This window comes from Chryseobacterium sp. S90, assembly GCF_047444895.1.
Classification (GTDB): domain Bacteria; phylum Bacteroidota; class Bacteroidia; order Flavobacteriales; family Weeksellaceae; genus Chryseobacterium.
Map to the genome: position 1 here is coordinate 197,630 of NZ_JBLGCX010000002.1, position 12,671 is coordinate 210,300.

Below are 12,671 nucleotides of genomic sequence, written 5' to 3' on the forward strand. Positions count from 1 at the left end.
AATATGTTTCTACTTTTAATAATGTCATTGTTTATATCATGCAGTACGGCAAAGGAGGATTTGTCTGACGTTCTTTTTCCTGTAAAAAAAGAAAAGGTTTTAAATAATATTGACTATACAGAGAAAAAATCTATTTTGGATGAAAATCTTAACGCCTACCAGGTAAAAGATATGAATTCCTTTAGCCTTTATGGACAGTACTTTGCCAATGAAATAAAAAGTAATGCAGCAACGTATGCCGGGAAAAATTATCTTGAACTTTTAGGAGATTCAAAAGAAATTAACGGATATAAAATCCATTTATATACCCGGAAAGAAAGTGAAAAACTGGAAAAATTACTTCTTGAAAAATTAGGAAAACCAGCTTTTGATAAAGGAAATGAAGTAGAAAGAAATATCATATGGGAAAAATCCGGAAAGATTTTTATTCTCAATAACGGAGATGCCGAAATACAAGGAGAAAAAACAAAAGAATCAGATTTGTTATGTTTAAATACTAACTTTACAACACTGATCATAAATGCTACGCAGACTACAAAGTATTCCGAATACTTGAAATTCAGAATAAAAAACAATAAAAAGGTAGAAAATTATCCCTATAGTCTGTACGATAAAGAAGAAAATTAAATAAAAAATTGCATGAAAAAGATTGTTATATGCCAGATCGCGTTAAGTTTTGTTTTAATGAACTGTCAGGAAAAAGGAAAAGAAAAATCAGTTTCACAGGCAGAGAAAACAAACGTAACTAGTAAAACAGTAAATCAAACCCAGGGAAAAATGGATTTTAAAGATCTTAAATTCGGAACCAATGGAGAAGACTTGCTCAAAGGAATTGGATTAACTGTTAATGACAACGCTTCAGGGGATTTTAATACCTCAGTGGATTATGTTGAATTTCAATTTCCAAAAGATAAAAATCTGAACCTGTCATTATTTAATAACACCTTACAGTCTTCTACAGATGATGTATCCGTTTTTTATTCAAAAAATGATAAAAAAGTATGGTGCTACGAAATGGTACTGCAGAACAATCCAAATACAGATGCCATTCTGAGTGCAATTGAAAAAAATGCAGGCCATAAAGCCGACTTTTCAGATAAAAAAGTAAATACAAAAGAAAGACCCATTTTCCTTGATGAAAACGGAGAATTCAAAACAGATCACATAGAAGAAACAATACAGGTTTGGGAAGATAAAGAAGCAAAAACAACTTTCTTCACCATCCACACCGTTAATCTTTCTAAGAAACCCAATGAAAATACATTGAAGATCTTTGCCTTAGATAAAACCAGCCCGAAATATAAAGAATGGGTTTCCTACCGCAGTCTGGATATGTTTTACAACAAATAACAACAATAATGGCTAAAGAACCTTACTATACTATAGATTTTACCGCTGTTTATTGCAAATTTGAAGTGTTGGTTAATGACATTCCCGTTATTGCGATGGAAGCTGAAGGGCAAATGTCTCCCAATATTCCCGTTAACTTTGGAATAAGCAGCTCCGGTGAACAAAAACTTGAAATTAGACTGCTGCCGGTTGCAGGAGAACAGTATATAGATTCAAGAACAGCATTTCAATATACCATCAAGTTATTTGATGTGCTTAACGATAAGTTTGTTCATGAAAAAGACTGTGGCAATTTTCAGTTTTCAGAAAAGGAAACTGCAAAAAAATTACCTTCATTAACTCATAAATCATCCTTTCAGGCTGAAATTCCTTATGAGATGATGACATGGGAACAGAGCCGTGATCTACTGTCCATTTCAAAAGATAATTCTTACCTTGGCACCAGACTGGATCTGGCATACAGAAAAATAAGCGGTCTTATCAGCTCAAAACAATATGAATCTTACTTTGAAATGATCAGGAATCGCGAAAAAAATATGGCTGTATCCATGTATTTAAGCGATGAAGATTCAAGAGCAAGATTAAACAGTTTACTGGAAGATTTCAATAATGGCTTTAAAATGATGCCGTTGCCGGAAGACAGGGTTTTAAAAATCTATGGTAACGGAAAGCTGGCAACCTATAAAAAATTAAACGGAGAACCCGCATTTTTCCTTTATAAAAAAGAAACCGGTGAAGAGCTGATGCTGGAGCTGATGTTTCATATTCCCACGGGGAAAGAAGAATTTGAAGTTATTTAGAAAAGAAAAAATAATACCGGAATAATATATTAAATACGATACTTTACAAAGTATTTATCGGATTTTTGAAAAGTAAAGTGTTCAGACGAAGCATATGGGAGGTAATAAAGGAAGATCATATACAGTATATATTATTCTGGGAATAATAGCATCATTTTTTATTTATTTTATATTATGGATCATCTTCAAAGAAAAAATGCCCTTGCATGAATATGCATATGAAATTGCCAATAACTATGACAGCTATGCGGAAAAGGCAATCATTCTAATTCCCTTGGCGGTTTTTATTCTCATCTTTATCACTTTAATGAAACCTAATGGTGCAAAACGGTTTTTACGTCTGCAGTCATCACTTCCCACCTCAAAAATTCATTCAGTTGCAAAAGGTCTGGCAGAGATTGAAGGGACATTGGTGATGAAAAATCCTTTATTCTCCCCGGTAAAGAACGAAGTTTGTATCGGATATTACTATACCATTGAAAATATTGACAGAGATTCGGATGGTAAAGAAACGTACAGAACCATTCATAGAGAAACACAGTGCAATGTCTTTCAGGTTAAAGATAATACAGGAACAATTGAAATAGAGCCGGAAGGAATAGAACTGGTTTTATTAGAAGAAACCAATATAAGCAGCCACGGTGGTAAAAGATACAAAGAAACCCTTTTAAAAGATGGTCAGAAGATGTTGTTGGTAGGATATGCCGATTCTAGGAACGGAGTGCCCTTCATAAGAAAAGATGATTATTATAAAATTCTGGGGATTACTTCATCATCAGGAATCAGTGTCTGGAACAAATATCAGCCGTTGCTGAGATCATTTATGTTTACCTGCTCCGTTATCCTGTTAATAATTATTTATATACTCATACAATAATGAATCAGACTGTCGCAATCATATTACTTATCCTGCTGGGGGTAGTTATTATCAGTTTTTTGATCAATCTGTACAACAAATTGGTCATGCTTAAATTTAACGTTGACAAAGCATACGGGAATATTGATGTGGTGCTGAAACAACGTGCAGATGAAATTCCCAATCTGGTAACGGTAGCCAAGCACTTTATGAGCTATGAAGAAAAGCTGCTTACACGTCTTACGGAGCTCAGAACTTTTTATAATAACACTATAGATGCAGACCAAAGAACAGCCCTAGCCAATGAAACTTCAAAGGCCTTGTCTTCATTCTTTGCCGTTTCAGAAAACTACCCCGAACTGAAATCCAATACTAATTTTCTGGAGCTTCAGAAGAGAGTTTCCGAGTTGGAAAACAAAATAGCAGACAGAAGAGAATTTTTTAATGACAGTGTTAACCTTTATAACATAGGAATTCATGAATTTCCAAATGTTATATTGGCAAAAATACTTGCATATAAAGACAAAACATTACTGGAAATAACAGATTCTGAAAAACAATATAATGGAGTTCAGTTTTAATACTTTTTTCGGATTGGAAAGCAAAATGGCAGACTTCCCCGAAGTTACCATATTTGGAGCTATGTTTCTGCCCCTGCTGCTATTTATTCCGGTTGCATTGATAAGCTGGATATTCAGAAAGCTTAAATTCAATATGTACATCATTCATGTATTGATGTATACATTGCTTTTTACATTTATATTGGGTGCTATTACCATATTTGTACTTTTCTTTATTACAGACAAAAATGGAGTGAAACTAGCATATTGCTGGCTTACGGTCTTTACTGGAATGTTCATTTTCAGTTTAATCAACGCCAATACTATTACTAAAATGTTTACCGATTGGTCGAAAATAATTAAAGACAGACAGAATCAGTAATTTTAGAAAAAAATACTTGATAGGATGAAAATAGCAAAAGTTATGATACTGTTTTTTGTAGTATTGATCAATGTCTGTTGTGGAAATAAATCATTTGATCTTTCATCAGTTGCATTAGGTGATGATGCAAAGAAGTATGACTTTGAAAACAAAGATTTATTTATGAAAGATACCGCAAAAGCAGATATCATTCAATACTATGCTGATGAAAACAAAGGAGTAACCTACGGAAATATACCCTTAGACAATATGATGGGTACAAGAATTACAGTATACAAAGGGAAAGTAGGAGCTGTAGATACCAATGCTGCTGAAAAATACTCTCTGGAATTTGTAGAAAAAATAATGAAAAAACATGGAAATCCTACAGCTTCCATCACTGATAAAGCAACCGTAGATGCCAAACTTGTAAAGTCAATTTTTGAAAAGCTTAAAAAACTTTCTCCTGAAAAAGTTTCATGGGATCAAAATCAAAAAAATGCCTTTACTTATCCAACTTCTTTCTTCTGGGATGACGGAAAAAATTATTCCATATTGAGTATCTCTATTGAAGATGATGGAAAAATAAGAAATAAATACATTTCCGTTACGAAAGATGCGTATCGTAATAATGCCGTATTTGGATTGAAATATCCAACACCTCCGGCTTCTCCGTGGTATAAGTATATGAAGTAAAATGTGTACCCAAAGAAGAAAAAGGAAATAGAAAAACAGGAATATGATAAATAAAAATCAGGTTTCAAATACTTGAATCGCTTTTTTTCTGTTGTATTCTTATAATCAGGTACTAACACTAACATTATGAAAAAATTGAAATATGTATTAATACCAGTAATCTGCCTGGGGCTTATATCATGCAACCAGCAGAAAAATAAAGATACTGAATTGGTGCTTGAAATGAAGGGAAGTACTCAGACGGAACCATTTAATCTTGCTCAACTTAAAACCGGGCAAAACATTAATGAAATTTTAAAATCTGCCGGAGCAACAGCCAAAGAAGCAGTACGTACCAGTGAAGTGACCCTTATCGGAAATGAAAAACTTGCTTTTTCATCAAAAGAACTATTACACTTCAATGGAATAGATCTGGAGGGAAAGAATAATAAAAATACCAATAAAGTAATTTTACACTTTGGAAAAGTAGATCAGGAAATTGGTCCTCTTGCCAATGAAAAAGAAGACGAATTGGGAATGTATCAGCTTGATATTTATACAGAACAGGAAAAAACGGCCCTTCTGGATAACTTAAACAAAACACTTCAGAAACCCAGTTTTGATACCATACATGAAGGTTTTGAATCAGAAGTTAAAGATAATGAGATCATCCAGACTCAAAATAAACTAAGACAGGAAGTGGCTATATGGAGAAACAAAGATATGCTCTATTATTATTGCGAAACCAAAATAGACAACAGACCTGACGAATACCGCTGTAATCTTTTCGTTTTCAAAAATAAAGAATGGAAAGACCTTTTAAAAGGATCAGGATACCCGGATCTGGATAAAATCTCTTTATAATATTCGCTTAGTCCATAAGCTTGCTGATCCTTCTTTGCTTTCTAAAAATGTAAAGCAGTAAGATAAATCTTTGTGTTAAAAATCTACTCAATTAAAGTTTTAAAAATAATAAATGCCGGTCTCAAAAAGACCGGCATTTTATATGAAGTTGATATCTGAATTATTTTACCAAAAACTGCATCGTGGTCTGATCCAGTTTCAAAATGTAAATTCCCTGACCAAGATTTCTTGTTTTGATAGAATTTCCATCTCTGAAAGGCTGATCAATCGTCTGAAGAACTTTCCCCTGAAGATTATAAATTTCAGCTTTTTTAACTTTCTGAAGATCTCCTTTTACAAAAATCTCCTGATTAGTAATTGGGTTAGGAGAAATTTTAAAACTCTTTGCTGAAGTTTCCAAAGCTGTAGCTTGTGCCATTCTTGCAGATGTTCCCGGATAACATGTCCAGGCAAGATCATCAATAGCAACCCTGTTACTTGAAGAATTGTTAACTAGGCTTACCACTACATTTCCGGAAATATTGATATTGCTGATGGTAGTCGTTGTAGATGAAGTACTGTAAGGAATAGTTCCTACGCTTGTTCCGTTTACTTTTACATCAAAAGTATCATTCGTTCCTGAGAATTTAAGCTGTGTAGTTACAGTTAAAGAACCAATACCGTTTGCAGAAGTACTGGAAGTTAAAGAACCGTTTCTTACCGTAATAGCTTTATTGTTAATAGTCTGATCAGTTCTTGCATCCGTTGCTGTCCATGAGATTCCTCCATTGCTCCATGTTCTCGTTGTGTAAGTAGAGTTGGCCGCAGGAATGGTTTCAAAAGTTTCATTAGCACAATTAGTCGCTGGAGTGGTGCCTCCTGAATTGGTAGTACCGGAAACTACAGAACTGTTTGATGACGAATTTCCTGCCGCATCCTTCGCTACAACATAGAAGCTGTACGTAGTAGAAGGAGCAAGTCCTGAAATAGTCGTTGAAGTTGAACTTACTGTAGTGGCCAGATTTCCGTCCATGTAAACATTGTAAGCTGTTACTCCTACATTATCCGTAGAAGCATTCCACGCAAGAGAAATACTGTTGGAAGTCTTTCCTGAAACATTAAGCCCTGTTGCTGTGGTCGGAGCCTGAGTATCACCAGAAGGCTGCTGAGAACCCCAGATAAGATTTACATAATTCGGGTTATCAATAAATGGATTTCTGTTCCCCTGGAAAGTATAAGAAGCATTATTTCTTTTGATCTCAGCCTGAGAAACCGGATCCTGATTATGCCATGCCAGAAGAACATTCAGTTCCCATGTCTGCAATCCCGGGAATGTAGAACTTCCTAACATGTTTCCTGATGAGAAAGTAGAAAGTTTACTCTGGTAACGGGTTACAAAATAGAAAATCATACGCGCCACATCACCTTTAAACTCATCAATCGGCTCGAAAACCGTCCCCGAATATCCTGAAGAAGCTGACGTTCCAAGCTTTGATCCATTCTGTGAAGTAAACGAAGCACTTCCTACCTTTCCGAAAGGATAATTACTTCTCATTCCGTTTACTTTTCCATCTGTAGCTCTGATAAAATGAATATCAGCAACCATCGGAGAAGCTTGATTGAAAAGACTTTGAGGAACAATGTGTTCTCTGTTGTAGCAATTTCCTTCCGTAGAATAAGTTCCACACTGGTTGGTTCCCGGAGTGTACTTATAAGGATCTGCACCTAAAGGCTTTTCAGAATAGATATCAAGGATAGAACCATCATTTTCATAATCCTTATCAATATCAGTGGTTTTGTAAGCAGTCCACAGTCCACTGTAACCTTTGTCCATATGTCCGTTGGTGATAATGCTGCTTAATTCCGTTTTCAGTGCTGCGCCACTCAACCCGTTGGCAGAATTGTAGTATCCTGCAGGTGCCTGAGCGTAGGCAAGTCCCGCAAATAGAGAAAATAAAATAACTTTTTTCATATAATATTAAGTTTAAGCAAGAATAACACATTTTTGTGAATAAAAAATTAAGTAAGCGTTAATTTTAAATGTACTGCATGTAAGAAGTTGTGAATGACTAGGTTTTGGTTTCGTGATTCGAGCTTTGAGGTTCGGGATTCGTGTTTCGTGTTTCGGGGTTGTAAGTTTGGATCCGGGTAATGAATTTCAATATTCAATAGGGACGGGCTTTAGCCCGGTTTAAAATAAAACGTTTCCTTTTGGCTTTAGCCAAACTTAAAAATTAAAATGTTTTTTGTAAAACTCTGTGTTATCTATGGAAAAGCGGAATAATTATCCATAAAAAAAGCCAGTACAAAAATACTGGCTTATATAATGGATGACTTAAATTTATTTTCTTTGTGGCGGATAATTTTTCATAATCTCAGCCATGATTTCCGGAATCTGTCTCTGTTTCGCTTTTGGAGAATCTACAGAAATTCCGCTTCCGATACCCTGCCAAACCAATTTGTTGGTTTTTGCATCAATAAGGTCTACAATCAGTGCACCTTCATTATAATTTGAGGTCCATGTTCTGCTCATTCCAACGCCCCATCCGAATGGTCCGCCCCATCCCCACATTCCGTAAGGTGAAGAAGAATTGATATCCGTAACCTTTTTATGGTTAGCTTTTACATTGATAATCAAATCAGGATTTTCTCCGGATTGAAGCCCTTTGCTTTGAAGCTGTCTCGACAGTTCATTCAGGACTCTGTCTTTATCAATATCATTCAATTTTAGATCATCAATTCTTATTTTATACGTTTTGAAAGAATTGAAATTGGCGGTTTCAGCATAATCTGAACGTACCTGAAAAGGGCTACAAGAAGTTAATCCTAAAGTAGCAGATGCCAACAAAATAAAAATATATTTTTTCATTTTATTTATTTTTTTTATCATTTTTAATGAATGTATCAGTCTTTTTATCGTACCCGTAAGGACAGTGCCTGCAGCCGCTTTTACAGCAATAGCCTCTTTTCAGATGAAATTTTTCTGTAAAAACCTTGTACCCCTGTTCATTATAGTAGAAGTCTTCACCTTCTTTGATGTCATAATGGGCCATAAGTTAAATGCTAGTCAAAAAACTTTTTATATTTGTTACTATGATAATTGTATGCCAAAAGCCTTTAAAAAAATTAAAAATTAATGGCATTGCTCTCTTTCCCTTTATCTTCATTAGGAAACCCGAAGATAAGGAAAATAATGTATTGATCAATCACGAAAAAATCCATTTACGCCAACAGCTGGAAATGCTTATCATTTTCTTCTATATTTTTTATGTTATTGAATATTATTACTGGGTCTTCAAACTGAAAAACGGTTATCTGGCTTATAGAAGAATCTCCTTTGAAAGAGAAGCGTACGCTAATGAAAATAACCTGAATTATCTGCAAAAAAGAAAATTCTGGAACTTCAGGAAATACCTTTGAAATGATGAATGATGAGTTTCGGGATTCGGGATTCGAGTTTTGTGAGCTTGGTTTTGGAATTTTATATTTTTAGATTTTAACTTCAATATTCTCTATATTCAACATTTAATATTCAATAGGAACGGGCTTTAGCCCGTTTATTAAATAACTCTAAATTCATTCGGCTTTAGCCAAAATTTACAATTAAACAGTTCATATATAAAATCAAAAAAAGACATCTGTGAAAATCTGCGTTATCTGTGGTAGCAAAGAAAACCCTCACAACACTAAATCTTTTCCTATTTTTGTAAAGAATAAACCTTGAGCTGCTAAAAACTGAAATGCTATTACAACTTCCCACAGAACCTGTTTCCATTCAGGAAATTCCCATTCATAAAAACGTAAAACTTTTCATTAAAAGGGAAGATCAGATTCATCCACAGATTTCAGGCAATAAATACTGGAAACTGTTTTACAATGTGAACCACTATCTGGAAAAAAATCCGGAGAAACCCTATATTATTACTTTTGGCGGAGCCTTTTCCAACCATATCGCTGCGGTCTCAGCAGTAGGAAATCTGGCTGGTATTCCAACATTGGGAATCATCAGAGGAGAAGAACTGCAGCATAAGTGGAGGGATAATCCTACTTTACTTTTCGCCAAAAGAAATGGCATGAACCTGAAATTTGTCACTCGTGAAGAATACCGTCATAAAGAAAAACTGACAGAATTCCTTCATCAGGAGTTTCCCGAGGCTTTAATAGTACCTGAAGGAGGGACCAATGAAGAGGCTGTGGAAGGGGTGAAAATGATGCTCAATGAACAAACAAAAGATTTTGACTATCTTTGCACCGCAGTTGGAACCGGAGGAACCATTGCAGGAATTTCAAAATTTAGTGAAGACAATCAGAAAGTTATAGGATTTAACGTGGTTAATGATACTTCACTGGAAAATAAAATTTTTGAATTAACTTTAAGACATAATTTTAATCTAATAGATTCATGTTTTGGAGGTTACGGTAAAATAAATGATGAAAACATTCGTTTTATCAATGATTTCAAAGAAAAATATGGTATTCCTTTAGAACCGATATATACAGGAAAAATGATGGAGAAAGTTTTTGAACTGATTGAAGATGATTATTTTCCTGAAAACAGCAGGATTTTATGCTTTCATACTGGTGGATTACAGGGAATTGAGGGCGCTAATCTGCTTTTAGAAAAACAGAATAGAAATTTAATTATATAAGTAAAATTGAAAAACATGAAACACTTAGTGTTCCATCTTTCATTTTAAAACAATAAAAAATATAAGATGAAAAGACTTTTCCTATCCATAAGCCTTTTAGTTTTATCAAAATTTTCTGCCCAGACCTGGGCAACCGAAGATCAGTATATTCAGAAGTTTGCTAAATATGCCGTAGAAGAAATGGAAAAATATAAGATTCCGGCTTCTATTACGCTTGCACAAGGGTTGTTAGAAACCGGAGGAGGGCAAAGCAGATTAGCACAGGAAGGTAAAAACCACTTCGGTATAAAATGTAAAGAAGACTGGACCGGTAGAACGATGAAACATACCGATGATGCACCTAACGAATGCTTCCGTGTGTATGATGATCCAAGACAGTCTTATGAAGACCATTCTATATTTTTATCCACAAGAAAATATTACGCAAACCTTTTCAAGCTGGACATGAGGGATTACAGAGCATGGGCTACAGGTTTAAAAAAAGCAGGCTATGCTACCAACCCACGTTATGCTTCAATTCTTATTACCAAAATTGAAAAGTACAGGCTCTATGAATTTGACAATACCAGTTCAAATGAGGTACTGTATGCCGTACTTAAAATGTATCCGGATCTGAAAGATGACAGAACTTTCATGGCACAGCTGGAGCCTTCAAAAGGATTTAAAAAAGCTAAAGACCCGGTTACTGTAGAAGTTCCTTACAAACAGACTTCTTACGCACAACAGCAAAAAAGAGTGGAAAGAATTAAAACGAAAGCTGAAATTCTTAATTCCATTCTTATCAAAAGCCACCCGAATGACGGTCTGAAATATATCGTAATTCCTGAAGATACTGATGTGAAATTCATCGCCAATAAATTCAAAGTCAGTGAAAGCAGACTAATAAAGTGGAATGAATTGGAAGGTGAAACCTTAAAGAAAAATGATATTGTTTTTCTGGAATCAAAAAATTCTACAGGAAATACAGCTACTTATAAAGCAGAATCCGGAGAAGATATGCATGATATCGCTCAGAAATTCGGAATCAAATTAAATAAATTGTATGCTAAAAACAGAATGGATGAAGGACAACAGCCATCTGCAGGACAGCTGATTTATTTAATAGACAAAAAACCACGAAACTAATTTAATTTTTTGTTGAGAGTTTACCGTTGACAGTTAAATGCCAACAAGCAACTGCCAACAGCAACTAAGTATATATGAAGTATCAAAGAAGTTCGGCTTTGTTTGATGAAGCCTACAAATACATTCCGGGAGGCGTAAACTCTCCGGTAAGAGCATTCAAATCCGTAGGAGGAGTGCCTGTTTTTATGAAATCGGCAAAAGGGGCTTACCTTACCGATGCAGATGACAATACTTACATCGATTATATCAATTCATGGGGCCCGGCCATTTTAGGACATACACATCCTGAAGTACTGGAAGAACTGAAGATCCAGGCAGAAAAAGGATTCTCTTTCGGAGCTCCTACAGAACTGGAAACGGAAATTGCAAAATTCATTATTGATAATGTCCCGAATATTGACCAGATCAGAATGGTTTCTTCAGGAACAGAAGCATGTATGAGTGCAGTAAGACTAGCCAGAGGATACACAGGAAGAGATAAAATTGTAAAATTTGAAGGTTGTTATCATGGACATTCAGATTCATTCCTTATTAAAGCCGGAAGTGGTGCTGCTACATTCGGAAATCCAAATTCTCCGGGAGTAACAGCTGGTACTGCGAAAGATACATTATTAGCACGCTATAACGATTTTGAACAGGTTGAGGATTTATTCCGTCACAATCAGGGAGAAATTGCAGCGGTAATTATAGAGCCGGTTGCAGGAAATATGGGTTGTGTACTGCCGGAAAATAACTTCTTACAAAATCTGAGAAAGATCTGTGATGAAAACGGAGCTTTATTAATTTTCGATGAGGTAATGACCGGTTTCAGATTGGCTTTTGGTGGTGCTCAGGAACTTTTCAATGTAAAAGCAGATTTAGTAACCTACGGGAAAGTAATCGGTGGGGGTCTTCCGGTAGGAGCTTTTGCAGGAAGAAATGAAATTATGGATCACCTGGCTCCAAAAGGAGGAGTATATCAGGCAGGAACATTAAGTGGAAATCCTTTAGCAATGAGAGCCGGATTAAAAACTCTTCAGCTTATTAAAAATGATCCTGAATTTTTCAACAGATTGCATAAGACGACAGAAACATTGGATTTTGAAATCGGAAAAATTTTAAACGAAAAAGGAATTGCTCATAAAATCAACAGAAAAGGTTCTATGATGTCTGTTTTCTTCCATATCAACAGAGTTTCAAACTTTGATGAGGCTCAGGAAGCCAATCATTCATTGTTTAATAATTTCTTCCACCAGATGCTGCAGAATGGAGTGTATTTACCACCAAGTGGATACGAAACGTACTTCATCAGTGATGCCATCAAGGATAAAGAAATTGATATGACACTGGAAGCAGTAAGAAAATTTGAATATTCCAATAAATAATAATGAGACCGGATTTTAGATCCGGTTTTTTTATGCAGAATGATTTGAATTGGAAAGTCTGCAGATCAATAAAAAACTCTACGCAATC

15 protein-coding genes are annotated in these 12,671 nt (G+C 35.1%); 12 read left to right on the top strand and 3 right to left on the bottom strand.

Annotated elements, in window-relative coordinates:
* Positions 1 to 3: 3 nt before the first annotated feature.
* From ACLMCG_RS08670 to ACLMCG_RS08705, 8 genes are all read left to right on the top strand, one after another.
* Complete coding sequence (locus tag ACLMCG_RS08670) at positions 4 to 627, top strand: hypothetical protein (RefSeq protein WP_413960608.1); 624 nt, start codon at positions 4 to 6, stop codon at positions 625 to 627.
* A gap of 12 nt (positions 628 to 639) precedes the next feature.
* On the top strand, positions 640 to 1,350 hold the full coding sequence (locus tag ACLMCG_RS08675) for a hypothetical protein (RefSeq protein WP_413960607.1): 711 nt from the start codon (positions 640 to 642) through the stop codon (positions 1,348 to 1,350).
* Positions 1,351 to 1,358: 8 nt separating this feature from the next.
* Positions 1,359 to 2,150 (top strand): hypothetical protein, encoded by a 792-nt coding sequence (locus ACLMCG_RS08680; protein WP_413960606.1) that lies wholly within the window; start codon positions 1,359 to 1,361, stop codon positions 2,148 to 2,150.
* 94 nt (positions 2,151 to 2,244) lie between these two features.
* Positions 2,245 to 3,027, top strand: coding sequence for a hypothetical protein (locus ACLMCG_RS08685; protein ID WP_413960605.1), 783 nt, complete (start codon positions 2,245 to 2,247; stop codon positions 3,025 to 3,027).
* Positions 3,027 to 3,587 (top strand): LemA family protein, encoded by a 561-nt coding sequence (locus ACLMCG_RS08690; RefSeq protein ID WP_413960604.1) that lies wholly within the window; start codon positions 3,027 to 3,029, stop codon positions 3,585 to 3,587. Before ACLMCG_RS08685 ends, ACLMCG_RS08690 begins: the two co-directional genes overlap by 1 nt.
* A complete protein-coding gene (locus tag ACLMCG_RS08695) occupies positions 3,571 to 3,948 on the top strand; it encodes a hypothetical protein (RefSeq protein ID WP_413960603.1) in 378 nt (125 codons plus the stop codon). Before ACLMCG_RS08690 ends, ACLMCG_RS08695 begins: the two co-directional genes overlap by 17 nt.
* Positions 3,949 to 3,972: 24 nt before the next feature.
* Positions 3,973 to 4,623, top strand: a complete 651-nt coding sequence (locus tag ACLMCG_RS08700; protein WP_413960602.1) for a hypothetical protein — start codon at positions 3,973 to 3,975, stop codon at positions 4,621 to 4,623.
* 126 nt (positions 4,624 to 4,749) lie between these two features.
* Complete coding sequence (locus ACLMCG_RS08705; protein ID WP_223599236.1) at positions 4,750 to 5,466, top strand: hypothetical protein; 717 nt, start codon at positions 4,750 to 4,752, stop codon at positions 5,464 to 5,466.
* Positions 5,467 to 5,626: 160 nt separating this feature from the next.
* Here ACLMCG_RS08705 and ACLMCG_RS08710 read toward each other — a convergent pair whose 3' ends face one another.
* The 3 genes from ACLMCG_RS08710 to ACLMCG_RS08720 form a co-directional block, all read right to left on the bottom strand.
* On the bottom strand, positions 5,627 to 7,417 hold the full coding sequence (locus ACLMCG_RS08710) for an endonuclease (RefSeq protein ID WP_413960601.1): 1,791 nt from the start codon (positions 7,415 to 7,417) through the stop codon (positions 5,627 to 5,629).
* A gap of 369 nt (positions 7,418 to 7,786) precedes the next feature.
* A complete protein-coding gene (locus tag ACLMCG_RS08715) occupies positions 7,787 to 8,314 on the bottom strand; it encodes a DUF4136 domain-containing protein (protein WP_047420971.1) in 528 nt (175 codons plus the stop codon).
* Position 8,315: 1 nt separating this feature from the next.
* Positions 8,316 to 8,498: a DUF5522 domain-containing protein gene (locus ACLMCG_RS08720; protein WP_007842321.1), complete on the bottom strand. Its 183-nt coding sequence runs from the start codon at positions 8,496 to 8,498 to the stop codon at positions 8,316 to 8,318.
* A gap of 40 nt (positions 8,499 to 8,538) precedes the next feature.
* On the opposite strand from ACLMCG_RS08720, the gene ACLMCG_RS08725 reads away from it, so the two are divergent.
* The 4 genes from ACLMCG_RS08725 to hemL all read left to right on the top strand — a co-directional run bounded on the left by ACLMCG_RS08725 (position 8,539) and on the right by hemL (position 12,583).
* Positions 8,539 to 8,865: a hypothetical protein gene (locus ACLMCG_RS08725; protein WP_223599238.1), complete on the top strand. Its 327-nt coding sequence runs from the start codon at positions 8,539 to 8,541 to the stop codon at positions 8,863 to 8,865.
* Positions 8,866 to 9,185: 320 nt separating this feature from the next.
* A complete protein-coding gene (locus ACLMCG_RS08730) occupies positions 9,186 to 10,094 on the top strand; it encodes a 1-aminocyclopropane-1-carboxylate deaminase/D-cysteine desulfhydrase (RefSeq protein WP_413960600.1) in 909 nt (302 codons plus the stop codon).
* A gap of 66 nt (positions 10,095 to 10,160) precedes the next feature.
* Positions 10,161 to 11,219, top strand: coding sequence for a glucosaminidase domain-containing protein (locus ACLMCG_RS08735; RefSeq protein ID WP_223599240.1), 1,059 nt, complete (start codon positions 10,161 to 10,163; stop codon positions 11,217 to 11,219).
* A gap of 74 nt (positions 11,220 to 11,293) precedes the next feature.
* Positions 11,294 to 12,583 (top strand): glutamate-1-semialdehyde 2,1-aminomutase, encoded by a 1,290-nt coding sequence (gene hemL / locus ACLMCG_RS08740; RefSeq protein ID WP_047420975.1) that lies wholly within the window; start codon positions 11,294 to 11,296, stop codon positions 12,581 to 12,583.
* The last annotated feature ends 88 nt before the right edge of the window (positions 12,584 to 12,671 follow it).